15 protein-coding genes and 1 tRNA gene are annotated in these 22682 nt (G+C 40.0%); 2 read left to right on the top strand and 14 right to left on the bottom strand.

Annotated features, from left to right (window positions below):
- The first annotated feature begins 26 nt into the window (after positions 1 to 26).
- Positions 27 to 602, top strand: coding sequence for an NADPH-dependent FMN reductase (locus GO621_RS02510; protein ID WP_157563891.1), 576 nt, complete (start codon positions 27 to 29; stop codon positions 600 to 602).
- Positions 603 to 707: 105 nt separating this feature from the next.
- On the opposite strand, the gene GO621_RS02515 is transcribed toward GO621_RS02510, so the two are convergent.
- From GO621_RS02515 to GO621_RS02580, 14 genes are all read right to left on the bottom strand, one after another.
- Positions 708 to 1448, bottom strand: coding sequence for a head GIN domain-containing protein (locus tag GO621_RS02515; RefSeq protein WP_157563892.1), 741 nt, complete (start codon positions 1446 to 1448; stop codon positions 708 to 710).
- 59 nt (positions 1449 to 1507) lie between these two features.
- On the bottom strand, positions 1508 to 3169 hold the full coding sequence (locus GO621_RS02520) for a M1 family metallopeptidase (RefSeq protein WP_157563894.1): 1662 nt from the start codon (positions 3167 to 3169) through the stop codon (positions 1508 to 1510).
- Positions 3170 to 3173: 4 nt separating this feature from the next.
- Positions 3174 to 5039: a CocE/NonD family hydrolase gene (locus GO621_RS02525; protein ID WP_157563895.1), complete on the bottom strand. Its 1866-nt coding sequence runs from the start codon at positions 5037 to 5039 to the stop codon at positions 3174 to 3176.
- 530 nt (positions 5040 to 5569) lie between these two features.
- Positions 5570 to 6595, bottom strand: a complete 1026-nt coding sequence (locus GO621_RS02530) for a LacI family DNA-binding transcriptional regulator (RefSeq protein ID WP_157563897.1) — start codon at positions 6593 to 6595, stop codon at positions 5570 to 5572.
- 366 nt (positions 6596 to 6961) lie between these two features.
- Positions 6962 to 8137, bottom strand: coding sequence for a glycoside hydrolase family 130 protein (locus GO621_RS02535; protein ID WP_317163377.1), 1176 nt, complete (start codon positions 8135 to 8137; stop codon positions 6962 to 6964).
- Between the two features lie 20 nt (positions 8138 to 8157).
- Positions 8158 to 9498 (bottom strand): sugar porter family MFS transporter, encoded by a 1341-nt coding sequence (locus GO621_RS02540; protein WP_157563899.1) that lies wholly within the window; start codon positions 9496 to 9498, stop codon positions 8158 to 8160.
- A gap of 186 nt (positions 9499 to 9684) precedes the next feature.
- Positions 9685 to 10701, bottom strand: coding sequence for a LamG-like jellyroll fold domain-containing protein (locus GO621_RS02545; RefSeq protein WP_157563900.1), 1017 nt, complete (start codon positions 10699 to 10701; stop codon positions 9685 to 9687).
- 16 nt (positions 10702 to 10717) lie between these two features.
- Positions 10718 to 12226, bottom strand: a complete 1509-nt coding sequence (locus tag GO621_RS02550) for a RagB/SusD family nutrient uptake outer membrane protein (RefSeq protein ID WP_157563902.1) — start codon at positions 12224 to 12226, stop codon at positions 10718 to 10720.
- 17 nt (positions 12227 to 12243) lie between these two features.
- Complete coding sequence (locus GO621_RS02555; RefSeq protein WP_157563904.1) at positions 12244 to 15342, bottom strand: SusC/RagA family TonB-linked outer membrane protein; 3099 nt, start codon at positions 15340 to 15342, stop codon at positions 12244 to 12246.
- A gap of 827 nt (positions 15343 to 16169) precedes the next feature.
- Positions 16170 to 16748: a pentapeptide repeat-containing protein gene (locus GO621_RS02560; protein ID WP_157563905.1), complete on the bottom strand. Its 579-nt coding sequence runs from the start codon at positions 16746 to 16748 to the stop codon at positions 16170 to 16172.
- Positions 16749 to 16757: 9 nt separating this feature from the next.
- Entirely contained in the window at positions 16758 to 17318 is a 561-nt protein-coding gene (gene pth / locus GO621_RS02565; RefSeq protein ID WP_157563907.1) for an aminoacyl-tRNA hydrolase, read from the bottom strand.
- Positions 17319 to 17408: 90 nt separating this feature from the next.
- The gene (locus GO621_RS02570) at positions 17409 to 17993 is read right to left on the bottom strand and encodes a 50S ribosomal protein L25/general stress protein Ctc (protein ID WP_157563909.1); all 585 of its coding nucleotides are present in this window, start codon (positions 17991 to 17993) and stop codon (positions 17409 to 17411) included.
- A 126-nt stretch (positions 17994 to 18119) separates the two neighbouring features.
- Positions 18120 to 19064: a ribose-phosphate pyrophosphokinase gene (locus GO621_RS02575; RefSeq protein WP_157563911.1), complete on the bottom strand. Its 945-nt coding sequence runs from the start codon at positions 19062 to 19064 to the stop codon at positions 18120 to 18122.
- A 72-nt stretch (positions 19065 to 19136) separates the two neighbouring features.
- Positions 19137 to 19207: transfer RNA gene (locus tag GO621_RS02580), tRNA-Gln, on the bottom strand.
- 217 nt (positions 19208 to 19424) lie between these two features.
- On the opposite strand from GO621_RS02580, the gene GO621_RS02585 reads away from it, so the two are divergent.
- A complete protein-coding gene (locus GO621_RS02585) occupies positions 19425 to 22595 on the top strand; it encodes a glycosyltransferase family 117 protein (RefSeq protein WP_157563912.1) in 3171 nt (1056 codons plus the stop codon).
- Positions 22596 to 22682: the final 87 nt, after the last annotated feature.

Here is a 22682-nt window from a genome sequence, read left to right on the forward strand (position 1 = left end):
AAGTTAATCTTTCTTACACTAATAAAATGTACAAACTTAAAATCATTTCATCTACAGTCCGGCCTGGAAGAAAAGGCTCTATTATTTCTCACTGGATTACAAACCTTGCTCAAGAAAAAGGAAATTTTGAAGTCGAATTGCTTGATCTTGGGGAGATTAATTTACCGTTGATGAACGAACCCGTTCACCCTATGATGAGGCAATATGAGCATGAGCATACCAAACAATGGAGCGCTAAAATAGAAGAAGCAGATGCTTTTATTTTTGTTACGGCAGAATATGATTACAGTTATCCGGCCTCTCTTAAAAATGCTTTAGAATATCTTGTTCATGAATGGGCTTATAAACCAGCCGGAATAGTAAGTTATTCTATCGGCCCGTTTGCCGGTGTTAGGGCAGCATCCAGCTTAAAAGGAGATTTGCTTTCGTTAAGAACTATATCATTAGCAGAAGCCGTAAATATCCCGGCAGTAAATCAATTTATTGGCGAAGACGGCTTATTTACCCCAAATGAACAATTAACTAAAGCAGCAACCGTAATGTTGACACAATTGCTTAGATGGACAAAAGGCTTAAAAGCGATAAAGGAAGATAATCTATAATTAGAAATTTTAGCAGTGGAGTTGTGATAAATATATCTTCACTGCTAAATATTTCTTATTTAAAGTGTTTTAAGGACTTTGGTCTTTAATCTAATTCATACTTCTTTAAGAACCGGAAATATCACCGGAACCATGTGCTACTTTAGAAACGCTTTTTGGATGGCCACTATAATGAATATCGCCGGAACCTGAAACAGAAGCATCAAGCCTTTCACTGGCATAAATATTGGCATCGCCAGAACCGGAAACCCGGATTGCTGTAGATTTAGTCATCAGGTTACCGGCATCAAAATCACCGGAACCCGAAATAGAAACAGTGGATTCATCTGCTCTTCCACCGATATTGAAATCTCCGGAACCGGAAATAGCAGCTTCCAGTGTTTTTACATTTACTTTGCCCCGAAAATCTCCGGAACCACTTAAACGCAATTGCAAACTATTCGTATTAAATTCATTATCAATTTTCAAATCACCGGAACCACTCAAACCAATACTGTTTAAATCTTTAGCAACTATATAAATCACCGTTTTGCGATTGTTCCAGAAGTTGCCCGAATTCCAACCATGATTATTTTTAGAATGGATCATCAGTACGCCGTTTCTAACTTCGGTCACAATCTCATTAATTACATCTGCATCTGCTTCCACTTTTACAGATTCAGGGCCGCCTTGTCGCAATACTACATCAAACGAGCCGGATGAAGCAATGGCATGAAAGCCGGAAAGCCTTCGGTCCTGTATCTCTATTCTGCTTTTAGTTGAAAAATGAGCCGAAGCCGCAAAAGAAATTTTGCCTGTTGCCAAAAGTAAAAGCGCAATAACGAAGGTTGTAATAGGTAATTTCATGGTTAAAGTTTTATATAAGATGCTGTTTAATGCCCAATGGTTACAGCAAAATCAAAAAATTAATCAATTAAAACACCAATATAATAGTTAAAAGTATCTGTTTCGATATTTTCTTTAGTGGCCGATGGCAAATTTATAGGGGTAAAAGAAGTACTTAAATTAAAAAATTGATATTCTCCGCCTTTTGTCCTGATTCTTACCGGCATCGTAAACCCGTTTACATCAGCTATCCATCTTGCTAAAAGTTGTTTATCTTGAAACTGAAACTCTAACGTAGGAATGTTTTTATAACGAAGATACTGATCGAAAATGCTGGTGAAGTTTAAGCCGGATTGTTGATTAATATAACCAACAATAGCTGCTGTGGTAACGGTTTGATGATAAAAAGTTTGGTTTAACCCGCGCAAAATCCCCCGCCATTTTGCATCATTATTGATAATGGTCCGGACCATGTTCAGCATATTGCCGCCTTTATAATACATATCTCCCGAACCTTCTTTATTAACATTGTAAGGAGCGATAATGGGTTCATCATTTTGTATCGCTCTTCGTGTTCCGTGTACATATTCCTGACCGGCCTGCTTGCCATATTGCTGCTCTACATATAATGATTCCGAGTAATTCGTAAAACTTTCATGTATCCACATATCAGCTTCATCTTTCATGGTGATGTTGTTGCCAAACCATTCATGCCCGCTTTCATGCACCACAATAAAATCCCACTTCAAACCCCAGCCCGTTCCGGAAAGATCGCGGCCGAGATAACCGTTCTGGTAATGGTTGCCATAAGCTACGCCGCTTTGATGTTCCATACCCAAATGCGGCGTTTCGATTAGTTTATAACCATCTTCATAAAACGGGTAGGGGCCAAACCAGTGTTCAAAAGCGGTAAGCATCGGTTTAACATTATCGCCGAACTGCTTTTTAGCTTTATCAAGATTGACTGGCAAAACCCAGTAATCTAAAGTAAGCTTGCCTTTTTCACCATTAAAAACATCATCAAAATGAACATAATTGCCAATGTTAGCTTCCACATTATAATTATTGATCGGGTTTTTTACCACCCAATCAAAACGTGTGTAACCATCATTTAATTCGGTTACTTTTCTTAATCTTCCGTTAGATACATCTTTTAAACCTTTTGGTACACTGATGCTAATCAACATGCTGTCCACTTCATCGGATAAATGATCTTTATTTGGCCACCAGACACTTGCGCCCAAGCCTTCGCAGGCAGTGGCAACCCAGGGTTTTCCTTCACTGTCTTTGGTAAAAACAAAACCGCCATCCCAGGGTGCATGTTTAGCCACAATTGGGTTACCGGAATAATAAACTGTAAATGCTTCTTTTATGCCCCTTTTTATGGTGTTTGGAAACGTGATGAAAACGGCATTAAATTCACGGGTAAACGGCAGGGTTTTTCCATGAAAGATTACTTTTTCTACTTTTAAATTCGCAAAAAGATCGAACTGTAATTTCTTAAAATCCTGGGTCGCTGTAAACCTGAACTCGTTGCTGCCGCTGATGAACTTTTGATCGATATTAACCTTAACATTTAAGTGATAATAATTAATATCGTAACAGGTACGAAGCGGCGTTAGCATGCCGCGCAAAGTATCGGCACGGGTAAAAGTTTCTTTAGGCTGAAGCAATTGTGCCGATGCGGAGCTGAAGCAACAAAAAAATGCCGGTAAAAGAAGTATCAGTTTTTTGTGGAACATCGCTTTATTTCAATACTTCAACATCAATAAAACTATCGTTAAAAACAGTTTCTGTTGCTTTGATGTAATCGCTTGCTGTTGCTTTATATGGGTTAGGCACAAATTTTTGCGGGTTGCGGGCAAACAGCGGAAAACAAGTGCTTTGAACCTGGACCATCAAACGGTGGCCTTTTTTAAATGTATGCAGCACATCTTGCAGGCGCACATTTACATCTGTTTTTTGATCAGGGACCAAAGCTTCCGGTTTTTCAAAGCTGTTGCGGAAACGCGCCGGCATTACTTCAGATCGAACCATTTGCCAGTAATTACCCATCAAAATATTTTTGTTAGGCTGATTTGGATTATTTGGTTCATCAGGAGGATAAACATCAATCAGTTTAACAATAAAATCAGCATCGGTTCCGGTAGAAGCAATTTTTAGGTGGGACAGGATTTCTCCGCCCAAAGTCAAATCATCTTGTAAAACATCAGTTTGATAAACCAAAACATCCGGCCGGCGGCCTGCAAAACGCTGATCTTCGCTCATGTAATTGTGCGGCGTAAAACCCATCGTGGTGGTATTGTCTTCAGTGTAAGGAACTGGTTTTGCCGGATCGCTGATGTAAGACACAGAACCTGCTGAAGCAGGGGCTGACATGGCGATCTTACCATCAGCATTCAGATATAATTTTTGGTGCGAAGCATTTGCGGCAGGCCATTGCGCAAATTCTTCCCACTCTTTTTTGCCGGTATTGTACATGTAAGCTTCGGGTAAACCTGAGTTTTTATCGCCGTTGCCTTTTAAGAAATGGTTGAAGAATTTGGCTTCAATATTTTTTTGGTAGAAAGTAGCAATGCTATCGCCAAAATAAACATTACTGTGAAAGGTATGCCCGGTTTCGCGCGACCAGCGCCCATGTCCAAACGGCCCCATTACAATTGTATTATAAGCACTTGGATCTGTCTTTTGGATCTTTTTATACATATCCAATGGGCCAGAAAGGTCTTCTGCATCAAACCAGCCACCTACAAACATTACCGCAGGTTTTACTTTACCAAAGTGGCGCGGCAAGCTGCGTTTCTGCCAGAAATCGTCATAATTGGGATGGTTGACAGTTTCCTGCCAGAAAAAATTGTCTTTGTAATATTTATCAGCATTGCTTAGCGGCCCTAAATCAAGCAGAAACTGATAGCCATCCTTAGTTCCGGCGTTAAACATTTGGTTTACATACCAGGCTTTGCTGGTAGTATCTGTTTTTTGTACACCGAAAAGAGGGTAAGTAAAAAAGTAAGATTCTAACAAAGAACCGTTATGATGGAAGTCATCAAAAAAGAAATCAGAAATGGGTGCTTGTGGAGAAGAAGCTTTTAACGCCGGATGATTAGATAAAATACCTGCAGCCGTATAAAAACCCGGATAAGAAATTCCCCATTGTCCAACCTTGCCATTATTGTTGGCCACGTTCTTTACCAGCCAGTCAATGGTATCATAAGTATCAGAACCTTCATCTACATTTTTTTTGCTTTTTTTATTATCGATAACCGGCGTCATGTTCGTCCAGGTTCCTTCGCTTTTATAACGGCCGCGTACATCCTGGTAAACTACAATGTAACCTTCTTTCATCATTGTTTCTGATGGGCCTAAAGTTCTTGGAAACCTGTTATCTCCATAAGGCGCAACACTGTAACAGGTGCGCTGCATGATTATTGGATATTTTTTCTGCGGAGAAGCATCTTTTGGGGTATAAATAGAAGTAAAAAGCTTAATGCCATCGCGCATGGTTATATACACATCTTTTTTAGTGTAATTTTCGCTGGCGTAATTGCTTTGTGCCGATGCAGAAAGGTTAAATAGCAAAACAATCAGCAGGAAAAAGTATATTTTTTTCATTTAATAGTAATTTAAACTGCTAATTTAAAAAAATATGCTTGTGAGGAAATAATGAGGTTGTTTAAACTTTTTGGTACCAATTTCAATTTGATCCTTTGGCATGCCGGGGTTTGGTGCCCATGCTTCTTTTACCGGATAAAATTGATGTTTACATTTAATCACTAAAGACCTATAAGGTTTTCAAAACCTTATAGGTCTTTAGTGAATGGTTACATTTTTAGGCGATAAAAGAAGCATCGGCTCAGAAAAAGAGGGCCAGAAAAAAAGTTTAAACAACTTCAATGAGCTTGTTACTTAAGGACAATTTTGGATAAAAAAGATTATTAGTATTGATTTCAACGATTTTTTACCCGTAAAAGAAGCATTAAAAACGGAACCCAATATGATTGTTTGATATAAAATTAGTAAGCTTTACATCAATTGTTTCTCATGCTCAAGCTGCTAATATTTAGCAAAACCAATATTAGCCAAAGCTGAGAATAATATGTTTCAACAGGATTGCTTTTAAATTGGATATATTCAACCGATCTTTATTTTTTCAATGATGATTCTCTGATAATCAACTGTGCCGGTAAAACAATCTGGTTTTTAACGTTTGCTTTATCATCCTTTTCAGAATTAAGTTTCTTTAGTAGTATTGAAATTAAATTATCAGATAATTCTTTCATTGGCTGGGCAACAGCAGTTATCGGAGGGTTAAAAACTTTAAAAAACTCATGGTCGTCAAAAGCGATAACGCCCATATCTTCCGGGATGTTGATTTTTAAATTTCTAAGTGTTTCGAATCCTTTTATAGCCAAATAATTGGTAGCAAATAAAACTGCATCAATGTTTTTGTTATCTAAAAAGAATGTTGTAAATTGATCTCTAACTTTTTTTGTATCCAGTTTAAAGGGGATTTTTAAGGTGTATGTAGGAAGTTTAAGCTCATCCATTGCAGATTCGTAACCTTTTAAACGCTCATTCATTTGTGTCTGTCCAGAATCAAGGGTAATAAAAGCAATATGCTTAAAGTGCTGTTCCTGAAAATGCTTTATGGCCTCATAAGTACCTTTAAAGTTATCGATGATAACATAATCTGTACTTAATTTAGGGAAAAAGCGGTCAAAAAGCACAAATGGCAATTCCTCCTGAAGCAATTGCCTTAGTTCTTTTTCAATACCTTTTGGTGGAGTGATAATATACCCGTCAACATTTCTGCTTTTAAATAATTGTATTAATTCTCTTGTTTTTTCCAGATTATCTTCTGTACTGCAATAAATTATTTTATAACCTTTTTGGTAAGCACTTTCTTCGATCAAGCGGGCAACACTTGCAAAAAAAGAATCTGCAATATCTTCTACAAACAAGGCAATCATTTTGGTCTTTCCGGTCCGCAAACTTTGGGCAAACTGATTTGGGTGATAGTTTTTTTCCTTCATAAAGTCATTAACTTTTTGAATGAGCTTATCACTAATCCGCATTTCTTTTGCTTTACCATTCAAAATAAAGGAAATGGTTGTAATGGAGATGTTAAGTTCCTGCGCAATATCTTTAATAGATAATTTTTTCTTCATCCTTCGGTTGATCTCCTATTCTGCCTGGTTGAATAATAATAGAAATATAACAACGATCATGCTGGAAAATTACTATTTCTCATATAAAAGCTGTTTAAATTGATGCCTGCACAATTGATCATGCTTCTTTTATGCCTATAAATTTTTGTTTTGGTAGGCCATGCCTAAACAAAACGCCTGGGAAATCCCCTGTTTTTCAGGTGATAAAAGAAGCATCAGGAAAAAATCCCGCGCAAATTTAAACAGGCCCTAATATAGCTGCTTCTTTGGTCGGCCTCAAATTTAACCCGCTCATTTATGCCCTGCCCATTTTAGGGCGATAAAAGAAGCATTCGATGGTATTATCGGCTTGGTACTATAAGATAACTAATCTATAGGATCGGGCGGGGCCGGCCGGGCGGGATCATAAACTGCTACCGCAACCCTGGAATCTGCGCAGCCATAATATAAGAACCATTTTTTTTGAAAGTAAACCATGCCTTCTATAAACACCGTGCCATTGATGTACTGGCCGCTTTTCTCAAAAGGCTCCATCGGCCTTAAAAAAGGTACATCCAAACGTGTGATTGGTTTTGAGGGATCATTTTTATCGAACAAAGCCTGGCCGGCGCAGTAAGAGTTTGCGTTAAACCGTTTATCGCCATCATCGCCGGCTTTATTCTTTCCATTATAAAAAAGGATAATTCCTTTGTCAGTTAATAAAGCCGGCGGCCCGCATTCCGTCAACTCACTATCAAAGTAACCTTTTCTTGGGGAGATCAGCTCTTTTAAAGTTCCGTTGCTGTTAACCACCGGTTCCCAATCTACTAAGTTGTTTGAAGTAGCTGCATATACATGCAGTTCTCCCCAGTACATCCAGTATTTCCCATTTATTTTTATAATTACCTGTTTATTACCAACTAGTTTAGTGAGGATGGATGCAGATTTATGCGGGATATTTAAAAACTTTCCATGATAAGCATCTTCAAAGATAGGGCCGTGCTTGGTCCAGTTTTTTAAATCTTTGGAAGTGGCAACGCCAAGCCTGGGGACCTCACGGTTCCACTGGGTATAAAAAACAACATAAGTGCCATTTGCGGTAACGGCAACCCTCGGGTCTTCACAGCCTCCCGGCCATTCATACTTTTTTTGATCATCATTTGCCGGATAAAAGACAGGCGTTTTGCTTCTTGAAAAATGTAAACCATCATTACTGGCAGCGTAACCAAGCCTTGAAGTACGGAAACCTATACCCACGCCTGATCGATCTTCTGCCCGGTATAACACTACAATTTTGCCGTTTCTTATTGCAGCCGCCGGATTAAAAGTATCATTAGATTCCCAGGCAACAGGTTTTTTTAAAATAGGATCAATAAAAGTAGCATTTGGGTCAGGAGAAATAATGGGATTGATATGGGCAGGCCTTTTAAATCCGCCAAAAGCCCAATCCGGCAATTGGTTTACCGTATTCTTTTGGGCAAAAGTATCGGCAGAAAAAATCAGCAGTACTGATAGGACTTTAAAAAACAAAGAAGCACGGTTTAAAAATAAAGTATCTTTCACGGAATTTTTGGTTAGAGTGTTTAACGACTGGTGTATAACTGTTCAATTTTTTCAAGCGGTACGCCCTTGGTTTCAAAAACATAGCGGCTCACAAAAAGGATCATGCCAAAGTTGATCAGGCCGTAGGTAAGAAATGTTAAAGCCGGGCCCAAACCCTCCAGCATAACAGGAAAAGTGAGCGAGACAATAGAGTTGGCCACCCAGTTGCCAAATACCGCAATAGAGGTTGCCGTACCCCTTATTTTATTAGGAAATATTTCTGCTACATATACCCAAAGTACCACGCCCCAACTGCAGGCAAATCCTCCTATGTAGATAAATATGCTTGCTAACACCAGGTAGTTGTCGATCTTATTTAAATAGAACAAACCAGCTAAAGTAAACATGCACAAACCCATCACCCAAGAGCCCGTAAGCAACAGTTTTTTGCGGCCAACCCTGTCAATTAACGGAAAAGCCACGATTGTAAAGATGAGGTTTACTACGCCTGTTAAAACCGTTTGAAACAGCACGCTTCCGCCTACCCGGGTCTTTTCAAATATAAGCGGGGCATAATAAAAAATAATATTGATGCCTGTAAATTGGGCAACAGATGCAAATACAAGTCCTATAATAACCACTCTTTTAAAACGCGGGGTAAACACATCGCTTAAACGCGGGGCAGATTCTGCTTTAATATCGTTTTTAACGGTTTCCACTTGCATAACAGCCTGCTCTCTGTCATAGATTTTGCTGAAGATCTTTTCTGATTCCGAATCCCTGTTTTTAGTAATTAACCAACGCGGGCTTTCCGGAACGAACAGCAATAAGATAAAAAAAACGAAGGAAGGCACTACGGCTGCTGCCAGCATATAACGCCAGTAATCTGCAGGCCCTATAAAAGAGAGTGAACCACTGTCTATGGCGTAATTGGAGATGAAAGATAAAAGAATACCGGTAACGATGGCCAGCTGCTGCAGCATGCCTAAACGGCCCCGGTACGCTGGCGGGGCCACTTCTGATATATAAATAGGTGCCAGGGTTGATGCCATGCCAATAGCAACGCCGCCAATTAAACGATAACACACCAGTTGTGTATAACTTGCGGCGATACCGCTTCCTAAAGCAGCAATAATATACAGTAAGGCTGTTACGATCATTAACTTTTTGCGGCCGAAAATATCAGCCAGCTGCCCGGCAAATAAGGCGCCAGGGATACAACCGATGGAGGCAGCAGCTACTACCAGTCCTAACTGGGCATCGTTTAAGTCAAAAACATGCTTTAGCGAGGTTAAGGTCCCTGCAATTACAGCAGTATCAAAACCAAACAAAAGGCCTCCTAAAGCTGCTACTATTGAAATAAGAATGGTATAACTTTTCATTTAAATTACTTAAAATAAGGGCCCGTTTAATTTATTCGGAATGTTTGAGATGCTTCTTTTATCACCTAAAAATCGGCAAGGCCATTTGCTTTTGTAACCGGCAGCAAAGGCAAATTTTATAGTGGTAAAAGAAGCATCAGTGCCGGTCCTGAGAATATTTTAGGACCGGCTATAATTTAAACAGGCCTAAGGCTGTTCGGTTGTGTAAATAGAAAGTACTTCTGCGTCTGTTAAAGCCCTGCTGTAAAAACGGATATCATCCATAGAGCCTTTAAAATAAGACGTGCCCATCTGGCTTTTTGGCAAACTTTGGCCAATAACCAAATTTACAGGGGTTGGAAGTGTAATAGGTGTACCGGTTACGGCAGCAGTTTTTACTAATTTATCATTGATGTAAAATTTCATGGTTCCGTTGGTATAAGATACAGCGATATAGGTCCATACATCTGCAGGAACAACTCCCGGGTTACTATCCACATCATGATAGCCATCATCCGCATGTATGGTTAAGAACAAAAAGTTGTTGCCTTGTAGCTGGAATTTAAACCCGTTATAAGTGTTTAAAGAGAACATGTAATTATCAGGGTTCGTTTCATGGCGTTTTACCCATAAAGTAATGGTAAGTTCCTTAGGGTTTAGATCGGTTGTGTAAGGCACTTCAATATTGGCGCCATTTTGAAAATCATAAGCGCTGTTGGCCTGATTAAACCGGTCCGGGATCAGTTGGGGAAGTGTGTTGCCATCAACAGGCGAAGCCCCGCTATTAATATAACCGGTCATTAAAGTTCCGTTATGGCCATGGCCGGAAGCATCATTGGCGTTGCCGGTAAATTTCCATTGGGCAATTAAGTTATCGGCAGAAACATCCTGGATCAGCCTGGATTGAAAAGTAATTATTGCACGCCTGAGGTTAGCCGTAGCATTATCCACTTCCTGCTGGCTGTATTGCGTGGAAGCTTTTACGGCGGTAGCCAGATCTATAGCTGTTTTAAGGTCTGCACGGGACCCGACGGAATAGTTTCCGGCCCTTTTGCCCTCAACAGAATTGCTGTAAAAATTGGTAGCAGAGTCAATGGCTGTGGTGATATTTTTTTTATCAGCGTTAAAAGTCACCTGGCTGGTGCTCTTTTTACAGGCAAAAAAACTGCATGAAAGTAAGAATGCCAACAATGCAGGAACTACGTATTTGTTATTGATCTTCATGGCTTTAATATTTTAATTATTTGCCTAATAATTTATTGGTTGAGCGCTCGCTTTGTGGGATCGGGAAAAACTTGTTGGTGGTAAAGTTGAAGTTTGGCTGATCTCTTAACGCTGCCATGGCATAAGTGCTTCCGTAACGTATAATATCAAAGAAACGGCCGAATTCTAAAGCTAACTCAGACCTTCTTTCCCGGCGGATGATATCACGAAGCTGTGCCTGGCTAGTGGTGGTAATATCCGGCAGTAAACCTGCTGGTACAGTACCAAACCCAGTTAAGGTATTGTCGTACAGGTAACTTTCCCGCGCACGTTTCCTTATTTTGTTTAGTGGGGCCAGCGCTGCTGCACTATTGCCGGCTTCATTTAAAGCTTCGGCTTCAATCAGCAAAAGATCAGCAAAACGAAGTGCCTCCACATTCAAATTTCCGTCCCCTTTGGTTGCTGCCGGAATTTCCGACAGCGGTTGTATTTGTTTCTTGGTTACATAACCGGTAGCTGTCCAGCTTGGATCAAACGGACTGTCAAAATAAGGATGACCTGCACGGCCAACGGTATAATCTAACCTGGGATCTACTACTCCAGCCGGGTTTTTTTCGAAGTTATCTACCAGGCTTTGCGTTGGTTGGAAGAAGCCATAACCATTTAACGGGCCTCTTGGCGCGAAAGCCTGGTTAAGTGCATTTCCTTGTTTTGGACTTAAACCTGCCGTATGCCATATCGAGAAAATAGCTTCTGTATTGTTCTTTGTGCTTGCGGTAAAATTGTCGGTGAACTTAGCTGTGAGATTATAGATACCTAATGCTTCAACCTGCTGCGCGGTTTGGGCTGCCATGGCATATTTGCCCTCAAAAAGATAAGTTTTTGCTAATAACGTTAATGCGGCCCCTTTGGTGGCACGGCCTAAATCTGCGCCGGTCCAGCTTAACGGTAAGGCAGCGGCAGCATCCGTACAATCTTTTTCTATTTGAGCATATATTTGCGCCTGTGGAACTGCGGGCGCCTGCAGGTTATCAGCTGTAGCAACGGTTAAACGTAATGGAATATCACCATAACTGTTAGTAAGCATAAAGTAATAATAGGCTCTTAAAAACTTAGCCTGGCCGTTTAGGGTTGCTTTTGTTGCATCCGGTATTGCAGTGTTTGCAGGTGTTAAACCGCTTAATACGAAGTTAGCTTTCGAAACGCCATCATAATATCGTCCCCAAACTGCTTCTACAGCAGAATTACTGGTGAGGATATTAAATTTATCTATATTGTCAATATCTGCCTGGTCCCCCGGCAAACCGCCCTTCACGGCATCATCAGAAGCAACATCGCCCAGAACCCAAATTTCATTAGCAAAAGCATCGGTAAAAGTTAGAGGAACATAAGCTGCGTTTACGGCTGCATTTGCATTGGCTACCGAGGTAAAATAATTACCGGCCTGATAAGTGCCTAGCACGGGTTGGTCCAGTGATTTTTTGCAGCCAGCAGCAACAAATAGCAAACTTCCTGCTATCGCTGTAATTATATGTCTGTTTATCATTTTCTTAAGTTTTGAGATTAAAAATTAGCGCTAACACCTGCTGTAAATGTGCGGGCAGAAGGATATGTTCCCCAATCAATGCCTACGGCCCTTACTCCGTCGCCGCTGGAATTGCTGTTTGTGTAGATTTCGGGATCGATGCCGGTATATTTTGTTACGGTGAATACATTTTGCGCACTTACAAAAACCCTGACTGACGTTATTTTCAATCTTTTTACCAGCTTGTCGCCAATGGTATAACCTAACTGAATATTTTTAAGCCGTAAGTAAGAACCATCTTCTAAAAACCTGGTGGAAGGGCGTTTATTATTGGTAGCGCCGTTCCAGGATAAGCGTGGAAATTCATTAGTGCTTCCTTCACCTGTCCAGCTTTCCGTTGCAGCCCTTTCTGTAATGTTAAAGGAGCGATAAAAGCCTTCAATATCGGTATTGATCTGGTTATATAATTTGTTGCCATAAACGCCCTGAAAGAATAAGCTTACATCAAACCCGGCATAAGAAAGGTTTCCGGTTAAACCATAAGTAAGTTTTGGGATCGGGCTGCCTACGTAAGTGCGGTCATATTCATCAATAATCCCATCAGGTTTTCCGTTGGGGCCGCTGATGTCTTTAAACATCACATCTCCCGGTTGTATTCCCGGGCCTTGATAGGCATGAGTAAAAACTTGCTGTGCATTCTGAAAGATCCCTTCCTGCTGAAGTAAGTAGAATGAACCAACAGGCTGCCCTACTGCCGTTTGGGTTGCATAATAATTGTTATCTATACGGCCGCCAACTAAAGGAGAACCGCCGGCCAAAGAAGTAACCTTGTTATTAATAACAGACAAGTTGCCAATAACACTGTATTTTACTTTTTTGCCGATGCCGTTGCGATAGTTTACTTCAAACTCAAAACCCTGGTTACGCATCGAGCCGGCGTTAACAAAAGCACTGGCAGCGCTGCCCGCACTGGTTGGCTTGGCCGGTTGCAATAGCATACCAGAGGTGTTTTTTATAAAGTAATCAGCAGAAATTTGTAAAGCGCTGTTAAACAAACCTAAATCTAAACCAATATCCGTTTGCGTGCTGGTTTCCCATCTTACATTTGGATTGCCTAAAGTATTGATGGCATTGCCTTGGTTTCCTGTTCCGTTAAAAGGATAATAACCTGCGCTCGAAATTAACGTGGCATAACTGTAATTACCGATTTCCTGGTTGCCTAATTGCCCGATACCTGCCCTCAGTTTTAATAAGGATATGGGCTTAATATCTTTCATAAATTCTTCCTGGTCGATACGCCAGCCCAAAGAACCGCCATAAAAATTACCGTATTGGTTGCTGGGGTCTAAGCGTGATGAACCATCGCGCCTGAAATTGAAGGTAGCCAGATATTTATCGTTATAAGCGTAATTTACACGGCCAAACAAAGAAAATAAAGCCCAATGGGTTTGATTGCCGCCGTTTTGCTGGATACCCAGGCCGTTATCTAAATATTGAAAAGTTGAACTTTGATCAGAGTAAACAGTTCTTGAGGCACTAAAAGCCTGTGTATTGCTTTTTATTAATTCGCTGCCTATTAAAAAATTAAATACATGTTTTTCTGCAACTGTTAAATTATAGGTTGCAGTATTGGTCCAGTTGTAATCAAATTGAGTGGTATTAGATTGTGCCAGGCTGTTCGGCGAGTTTAAAAACCTGTCGATCCCCCAGGTAGCAAAAAATTGCTTATAATCCGAGATCAGGAAATTAGTGCCAAAATCACTTCTTATTTTTAAATTTTTAACAGGGTTAATTTCTAAAAATACATTCCCTAATACCGAGTAATTGTTAAAGTTGCGGTTGTAGTTGTCGGCAAAACCAACAGGGTTCAATCCGTCGCCAAAAAATTCAGGATGATCGGGGATATCAACATATTGCCCGTTTTGATTAAATACTGGTGTGGCCGGAGTTCTGAACAAAGCATAACGTACCACGCTTGCGCCGGGGTTTCCGGCCCCGTACCCATCGCCGGAAGTACCAACCTGGCGATTTTTTGCATAACTTAAATTAAGGTTTGTGCCTACCGTAAAAACTTTGGAAATATTACTGTTAATGGCAGTACGCAGGTTCAGCCTGTCGTAAGAGGAGTTTTGTATCAGTCCGTCCTGCGCAAAGTAATTTGAAGAAACAATATAAGTGGTATTTTCGCTTCCTCCGCTGATACCAAGTTGTACGTTGCTGATAGGAGAGGGCCTTAATACCTCTTTTTGCCAGTTAACATCTGGCAGGGTGCTAATTAAGCTTGCTGGTATTTGCGCACGCCCATCTGCAGCAGCGGCAGTGTTAAAAGCACTTACGTACTCACTTGTATTAGCCATTTTGATGAGATGTTGCGGTGTTTGTACGCCTGAATAAGCATTCAGGCTTACTTTTGGCGGCCCTTTTTTACCTCTTTTTGTTGTAACAATCACTACCCCGTTTGCCGCCCTTGCGCCGTAAATGGCAGCAGACGAAGCATCTTTTAGTACACTGATACTTTCAATGTCATTTGGTGATATTTCGTTGATGCCATTTTGAGTTGGGATACCATCAATCACATAGAGCGGGTTGTTGTTATTGATCGTTCCAACACCTCTGATGAGTACATTAATACCATCTCCCGGCGCGCCGGTATTTTGTGTTACTGCTACACCTGCTGCTTTTCCTTGCAGGATCTGGTCAGCGCCTCCAACAGGTAAATCTGCAATGTCGCTGCTTCTGATACTGGAAACTGCTCCTGTTAGGTCTGCCTTTCTCTGCGTTGCATAACCCACAACCAATACTTCGTTTAGGGCAGTATTTGTTGGATTTAGCCTGATCAACATGGGGTTGTTAAAATCTGCAGGTACGGTTACAGTTGTATAACCGATGCTTTTAATTTCCAGGACGTCGCCTTGGTCCGCTTTGATGGTGAAGCCCCCATTGATATCAGTGGCTGTACCGGTTGTCGAGCCTTTAATTTGTACGGTAGCCCCAATAAGCGTTTCATTGCTTTTACTGTCAACTATTTTACCGGTAACTGTTCTGCTCTGTGCATTGCTTTGAATGCTGTAAAACAATATAAAAAAGAAGCATAGAGATGATGCTTTCCATTTTGCTGATAATGTAAAATCTATCATGTGAGTCAGTTTTATTATAAAAGGTAATTTAAGGGAATATAATAGCTAAAATGTAAAATATAAGAATTCCTTCTTTCTTATATTTCGCTTAGTTGCTGTTAAAGAGGCAGTTAAACCGACTCAAATGGCTATTATAAAAATTAATGGTTTTGTGGCATACGCAGCCACTGGCAAGGTAAGTTATGCACATCATGATTTATATTTTTTAATTGGTAATCCAAACCTATAAAAACTAAATTGTTTTAGCAAATTTTAAATAATATTTTTAAAAGTTGTTGATAGGGGAGTATAAACTGATCATATTGGATTATTCAAAGAAACTTCACACTTTAAGAAAGGACCTTTCTAAGCTTGATTTCGGCTCAAATTATATTACAAGTGCCATTACATTTAAAATGTAGGAGAACATATGGATAAGTTTCTGAAAAGAAACTGACGGAGAATTAGATTGAAATGCTATTGGGAAATGCAAATAAGGATTTTACATGGATTAAATCCTGCTTTGAAATTTAAAGTAGGTTTAAATAAATTGAAGTGAGGATCAGCGTTAGTCTTTTCGTCAGTCCCGGCGTTTCCCTTAAAACTATGCCAGTTTTTTGAAAAAACCGAATAAATAAGTGCAATTAGGAGAACGATTAATATCAACAGGCATAATCGCGTAAGTTATCAAATGGCTTTTTTCCATGATAAAAAAAGCCATTTATCAGGCATTTTAAACTTCCGGCCCACCCCTCGGGTTAAAATTTCCAGGATTTCTTCTTTTTTACCTTGAAGGAATAGTAATAGCTTAAAAATTATTAAGAAATCTTTAATTTAGTAAGCTTTCACTAATCCACAATAACCAGATTGTATTTTTCTATTAATCCCGGCAAACCCGCAACCGAAAACTTCGCCTTTTTCATTTTGTTCTTTTCCGGGTCGATGGAAAAATTATAGGCAGAAGTAAAATCAGCCTCATTTAAAATGGTGTTGTTAAAAGTAGTCCTGGTTAAATCACAATCGGCAAACACAGATCCGGTTAAATCACTTTCCATAAAACTGGCTTCCTGCAACCGGCATTTTTTAAAAATAGTATTCCTTAATTTTTTCCTGATAAAAGAAGCATAATCGAGGATACAATTATCAAAAGAAACCGAAAAAGAAAAGTCGCGGACAGGATTAAAATCAACCCCCAACAACTTGCAATTTTTAAACTTTACGCTGCTTAAACCGGTATTTTTAAACTTTGCCAAACTTAAATTGCAATCTTCCAAAACGCAATCCGAAAAGATACAATTCTGAATATTGCAATTACTGAAATCTACGTTTTGAAAAGTGCATTGGTCAAATTCGCGACCTGACAACTCTTTCTCAGCATAATTTATGGCTGAAAAGGTTTTGTTTTGATGGTAAGTTTCGCTTGCCATTTTGATAACTTACTTGTTAAACCTTGTCATTGTCAATTCCGTTCCAACCATTGCAAAACTTTTAATCATTTCGATAGAACGGTCAATTAAAGCTGGCAACTCTAATTGTTCTTCTTTATCAAATCCGCTTAAAACGTAATCTATTTGCCGGCCTTTAGGAAAGTTATCGCCGATGCCAAAGCGTAAACGCGCGTATTCATTGCTGCCTAAAGTCAGTTCAATATGTTTTAAACCATTGTGCCCGGCTGCACTACCTTTAGGTTTCAAACGTAAAGTTCCTAAAGGTAAAGCCAGGTCGTCTACAATAACCAGCACATTTTCTACCGGAATTTTCAATTCTTTTATCCAATGATTCAAGGCTTTTCCGCTTAAATTCATATAGGTTGTTGGCTTTATCAAATGAAGCGTGCGTGCTTTGTAACTTACTTCAGTATAATATGCCAACTTCATATTGTAAAATTTTGCTGATTCCTGTTTGACCAGTTCATCTAAAACCATAAAACCGATGTTATGGCGCGTATCTGTATATTCAGGCCCGATGTTTCCGAGGCCAACAATTAAGTATTTCATCCCGCCAAAGGTAATACTGTTTTTACTGGCATAAAAAAAGCCTTCAATTTTTATGCTGAAGGCTTTTGTTCGATAAAAGAAGCTGATTGCTTATTTTTTACCTGAAGTTGCTTCCTGCTCTGCCTGACGTAATGCACGTGACGTAGTTACAGAAACAATGGTATCTTCCGAAGAATTGGTGATAGTTAAGTTAGGCAGTTTAATTTCGCTCACTTTAACAGATTTACCAACTTCCAGTGCATCAATACTTACATCTACAGTATCTAAATGATCTTTTGGCAAACCTTTTACACGTAATTTACGCAGTTTTTGTACTAATTTACCGCCTGTTTTTACACCCGGAGAAGTTCCGGTTAATCTTACCGGTATTTCCATCGTGATCGGTTTGCTGTCGTTTAGCAATAAAAAGTCGATATGCAGTAACTGGTCGGTTACCGGATGAAACTGCGTATCCTGAATGATCGCCTGGTTTTTTACACCTGCAATTTCTAAATCGATGAAATGAACCTCGGGTGTGTAAATTACCGGTTTCAAATCAGCTGCAGACACAGCAAAGTGGGTTTGGGTATCCCCACCGTAAAGAACTGCAGGCACTTTGCCTTCGTAACGCAGCTCTTTAGCGTCTCTTTTCCCTACGTTCTCTCTTGGAGAACCGCTAATAGCAATTGATTTCATTTTTGTTGTTGTTTATTTATTATTTGTATTTATTGTTTGTTCATTGTTGATAGTTCATGGATCATAGCCCTTTCAAACGTACTATTCTTCTACTATCATCTATTAACCATAATCTATTCGCCATTCTCAATCTACGTTAAAAAGCTTGCTGATTGAACCATGTTCGTTTACGTTAGCAATAGCGCTGGCAAATAATTTAGCAGCCGAAAGTATCTGTATTTTGCTGCTTTGTTGTTTCAATGGAATGGTATCGGTAACAATCAGTTCACTTAAAGCGGAGTTTTCAATTGTGTTATAAGCATCACCAGATAAAATAGGGTGCGTACAAACCGCTCTTACGCTCCGTGCGCCACGGTCCATAATTAACCCTGCTGCTTTGGCTAAAGTACGAGCGGTATCGCACATATCATCAATTAGGACTATATCCTGATCGGTTACATCACCAATAATGGTCATGGATTCAATTTCGTTGGCACGTTTGCGTTGTTTATCGCAGATAACTACTTCTGCATTAAAATATTTGGCAAAAGCACGTGCCCGGTAAGAACCGCCCATATCCGGCGAAGCAATGGTTAGGTTAGGTAAATTTAAGCTTTTGATATAAGGGACGAAAATAACGGAAGCGTCGAGATGATCTACCGGAATATCAAAAAAGCCTTGTATTTGTGCCGCATGCAAATCCATCGTCATGATCCGGCTAATACCAGCGGCGGTAAGTAAATTAGCAACCAGTTTCGCACCGATGGCAACGCGTGGTTTATCTTTCCGGTCCTGGCGCGCCAGTCCGAAATAAGGAATTACCGCGGTAACATAATGTGCAGAAGCGCGGCGCGCAGCATCAATCATCATTAGCAGTTCCATTAAATTATCTGTAGGCGGATTGGTGGACTGGATGATAAAAACATCCGAACCGCGAACAGATTCATTAAAATAAGGTTGGAACTCGCCATCACTAAAGCGTGATAAAATTACTTCCCCCAGTTCTTTTCCATAACATTCTGCAATTTTCCGGGAAAGTTCCAGTGTAGCTGAACCTGAAAATAATTTGATGGGATTGAACTGTATCGGCATGGTGAGTAAAGTGTTAACAGCCTTTAAAGTAAAAAGCAGACAGCTGTTATTTAAGCGTATCTGCTTTTTAAGTTGCCCGACCAGGATTCGAACCTAGACAAACGGTACCAAAAACCGTCGTACTACCTTTATACTATCGGGCAATCTTCTCTTCATTTGGTATAAATACGTTCTGAAAAGGAATGCAAATATAGGATGATAAATTAAAATTCAAATGTATTTTTTCAATTTTTTATCCTGTTAAAAGAAGCATGATGCTTTTAATTGTTAAAACCTGTTAAAGTAAGTTTTATACTGCCTAAAACTTCATTATAGTTTGTTAATTTCGGCACCACATAAATATGCTTGAAATTTTACCCGATGAAGTATAATAAAATTAATAATTTGTTTGGCTGGCTGGCCTTTGTTATTGCAGCCATTACGTATATTTTAACGTTAGAGCCTTTTGCCAGTTTTTGGGATTGCGGCGAGTTTATTGCCTGCGCTTATCGTTTGCAGGTAGCACATCAACCTGGTGCACCGTTGTTTACCATGATTGGCAAAGTTTTTTCACTGCTGGCGGCGGATAGGGCGCATGTGGCTTACCTGATCAACATGAGTTCTGGCCTGGCCAGCGCGGCCACAATTATGTTTTTGTTCTGGACGATTACTGCCCTTGCTAAAAAAGTAGTGGTAAAAACAGCATCAGAACTCGATCTTACTAAAACCATCCTCATTATTGGCGCTGGTTTGGTTGGATCTTTGGCTTATGCATGGTCGGATACATTCTGGTTTTCGGCGGTAGAATCTGAAGTTTACGCACAATCTTCTTTATGTACTGCTATTGTTTTCTGGGCAATTATGAAATGGGATGCCCATGCCGATGAGCCCGGGGCCGATAAATGGATCATTTTTATTGCTTATGTAATGGGTTTGTCCATCGGTATCCACTTGTTAAACTTGCTGGCTATTCCGGCTATTGCCTGCGTTTATTACTTCCGCAGAACACCAAAAGCAACTGCAAAAGGTACCATTACAGCGCTTATTGTAGGCGTAATTATTGTAGCTGCGGTTTTATGGGGAATAATCCAGTATGTTGTTAAAGGTGCTGCCTATGCTGACCTGCTTTTTGTAAATACTTTCAATTTTGGTTTCTGGAGCGGCGCTACTGTATTTTTTATCCTGATCGTTATTACCATGACGGCCGGTATCCTCTATACTATCAAACCTGTAAAATCCACCATCCTGGTTGCTGCCATCGCTTTTGTTTTAGTGCTTGCTGTTAGCGGTGGGATTGTTGGTGGGATGATAGGCATTGCGATAGTTGCCTTTTTAGAATATGTAGTACACATACGTGAAAAAAGGGCTTCGCTTAACATGATACTGGTTTGTACTGTGTTCATTTTGTTTGGGTACAGTTCTTTTGCAATGCTGGTTATCCGGGCAAAAGCAAATACTAATTTAAATAATAGTGATCCGGACAATGCTTTCACTTTATTGAGTTACCTAAACCGCGACCAGTACGGCGATACGCCTTTACTTTATGGCCAGTATTATGATTCAAAAGCAGTTGACCAAAAGGAGGGTGCAACGTTTTACCGTAAAGGGAAAGAAAAATATGAAGTATCCGGTAAGAAACAAATATTGGTTTATGACCGGAATACTATTTTTCCGCGTATGTTTAGCGACCGTGCAGACCATGTAGGGTTTTATAAAGACTGGATGCATATTGGCGAAGGCCAAAGCCCCACTTTTGCTGATAACCTCGGCTTCTTTTTTAGCTGGCAGGTTAACCAAATGTACACGCGTTATTTATTGTGGAACTTTGTGGGCCGCCAGAATGACGACGACGGGCAAAACAACAATGCCAGCGATGGCAACTGGCTTAGCGGGATTAAACCGATAGATGCTTTAAGGTTAGGTAACCAAAGCAGTTTGCCGCAATCTATCGTTGGCAGCAAATCTTACAACCGTTTGTTTTTCCTGCCGCTTATTTTAGGTTTGATCGGTGCTTTTTATCACTTTAAAAGAAACCAGAAAGATGCCGGTGTAGTTGGTTTGCTGTTCTTTTTTACCGGAATTGCCATTTTGCTTTACCTTAACCAGGACCCGTTACAACCGCGCGAACGTGATTATGCTTATGCCGGTTCGTTTTATGCTTTTGCCATTTGGATTGGAATCGGTACTTTGTTTATCGCCGAAAAAATGCGAAAGTTTACCAATCCGCAAATGGCTTCTATTGGCGCTACCGTAATTTGTTTGTTGGCTGCACCAATATTAATGGCTTTCCAGGAGTGGGACGACCATGACCGTTCTACCAAAACCACACCGCGCGACATGGCCTCCAATTATCTTAATTCCTGTGCGCCAAATGCTATTTTGTTTACTTATGGCGATAACGATACTTATCCGCTTTGGTACGCGCAGGAAGTGGAAAACGTCCGTCCGGATGTGCGCATCGTGAATTTGAGTTTGTTGGGAACTGACTGGTATATCCGCCAGATGAAACAAAAAATGAACGAATCAGCACCGTTGCCTATTACAATGCCGGATGAAAAATTTGAAGCTGGCATCCGCGATGTAACTTATTATAACGATTCCAAACTTCCGGGAAATGTAGAATTGAAAGATGTTTTTGATTTTATTACTTCGGATGATGCCCGTGCAAAAGTAGAATACGAAAGCGGACAAAGCGCTAACTATCTTCCAACCAAAAACCTTAAATGGACAATTAATCCGGATGCTGTAATTCAAAGCGGAACAGTTCCGGCAGCAGAAAAAGACAGGATTTTGCCAGAAATTGACTGGAAATATCCGGGAAACTATGTAACCAAAGATAACCTGGCGATGATGGATATGCTGGCACACAACAACTGGAAACGGCCAATTTATTTTGCCATTACCGTTGGAAACGATAACATGATGGGCTTGGATAAATACATGTACAACGAAGGCTTTGCTTATCGTTTAATGCCTTTTAAACCTGATACAACAGCAGGTGCAGGCGGCGCAACAGAAAGAAGCAATACCTTGCTGATGTATAATAATGTGATGAACAAATTTAAATGGGGAAACATGAAAAATGCTACTTATTTAGATCATGAATCCAGAACGATGTTTTATCCCGTTATTTTGAGGACGTTCTTAACCCTGGCAGAAAACCTGTACAAAGAAGGCCATCCTGACCTGGCTAAAAAAGTTCTGCACCGTTATGAGGAGGTGATGCCAGATTTGAACCCATATACCGATGTGGCTATCCGTAAGTTTTACATGGCAGATCTGGCTTACCAGTTGGGCGAAAGAAAGTTAGGGGAGAAGATAGTGGACCAGATTACCAGTTATGTAACCGACCAGATGAACTATTTTGCTTCGATGAACGATGATAACAAAAGGATGTCTGGCCGGGACATACAGTTATGTATCTCCGTAATTAATGAAATGGCCAAGCTTACAAAAGATAACAAAGAGCCTGTTTTAAACCAAAAAATGACCGCTTTAATAAACGATTACCAGGTAAAGTTTGGCAATATGTTTCAGCAGCAACCTCAATAATTACCCGATAAAAGAAGCATTCTGTTTTCGGGATGCTTCTTTTATCACTATAAATTTAATTGTTCAATTTGTTAAGCAGGAATTTGA

The organism is Mucilaginibacter arboris (assembly GCF_009754915.1).
Lineage (GTDB): Bacteria > Bacteroidota > Bacteroidia > Sphingobacteriales > Sphingobacteriaceae > Mucilaginibacter_A > Mucilaginibacter_A arboris.

Bases quoted from the DNA above. Each gene is read 5' to 3' on its own strand.
- GO621_RS02555 (WP_157563904.1), bottom strand. From the start codon at position 15,342: ATGATAGATTTTACATTATCAGCAAAATGGAAAGCATCATCTCTATGC.
- GO621_RS02525 (WP_157563895.1), bottom strand. From the start codon at position 5,039: ATGAAAAAAATATACTTTTTCCTGCTGATTGTTTTGCTATTTAACCTT.
- GO621_RS02510 (WP_157563891.1), top strand. From the start codon at position 27: ATGTACAAACTTAAAATCATTTCATCTACAGTCCGGCCTGGAAGAAAA.
- pth (WP_157563907.1), bottom strand. From the start codon at position 17,318: ATGAAATACTTAATTGTTGGCCTCGGAAACATCGGGCCTGAATATACA.
- GO621_RS02560 (WP_157563905.1), bottom strand. From the start codon at position 16,748: ATGGCAAGCGAAACTTACCATCAAAACAAAACCTTTTCAGCCATAAAT.
- GO621_RS02540 (WP_157563899.1), bottom strand. From the start codon at position 9,498: ATGAAAAGTTATACCATTCTTATTTCAATAGTAGCAGCTTTAGGAGGC.
- GO621_RS02520 (WP_157563894.1), bottom strand. From the start codon at position 3,169: ATGTTCCACAAAAAACTGATACTTCTTTTACCGGCATTTTTTTGTTGC.
- GO621_RS02545 (WP_157563900.1), bottom strand. From the start codon at position 10,701: ATGAAGATCAATAACAAATACGTAGTTCCTGCATTGTTGGCATTCTTA.
- GO621_RS02530 (WP_157563897.1), bottom strand. From the start codon at position 6,595: ATGAAGAAAAAATTATCTATTAAAGATATTGCGCAGGAACTTAACATC.
- GO621_RS02585 (WP_157563912.1), top strand. From the start codon at position 19,425: ATGAAGTATAATAAAATTAATAATTTGTTTGGCTGGCTGGCCTTTGTT.
- GO621_RS02515 (WP_157563892.1), bottom strand. From the start codon at position 1,448: ATGAAATTACCTATTACAACCTTCGTTATTGCGCTTTTACTTTTGGCA.
- GO621_RS02570 (WP_157563909.1), bottom strand. From the start codon at position 17,993: ATGAAATCAATTGCTATTAGCGGTTCTCCAAGAGAGAACGTAGGGAAA.
- GO621_RS02550 (WP_157563902.1), bottom strand. From the start codon at position 12,226: ATGATAAACAGACATATAATTACAGCGATAGCAGGAAGTTTGCTATTT.
- GO621_RS02575 (WP_157563911.1), bottom strand. From the start codon at position 19,064: ATGCCGATACAGTTCAATCCCATCAAATTATTTTCAGGTTCAGCTACA.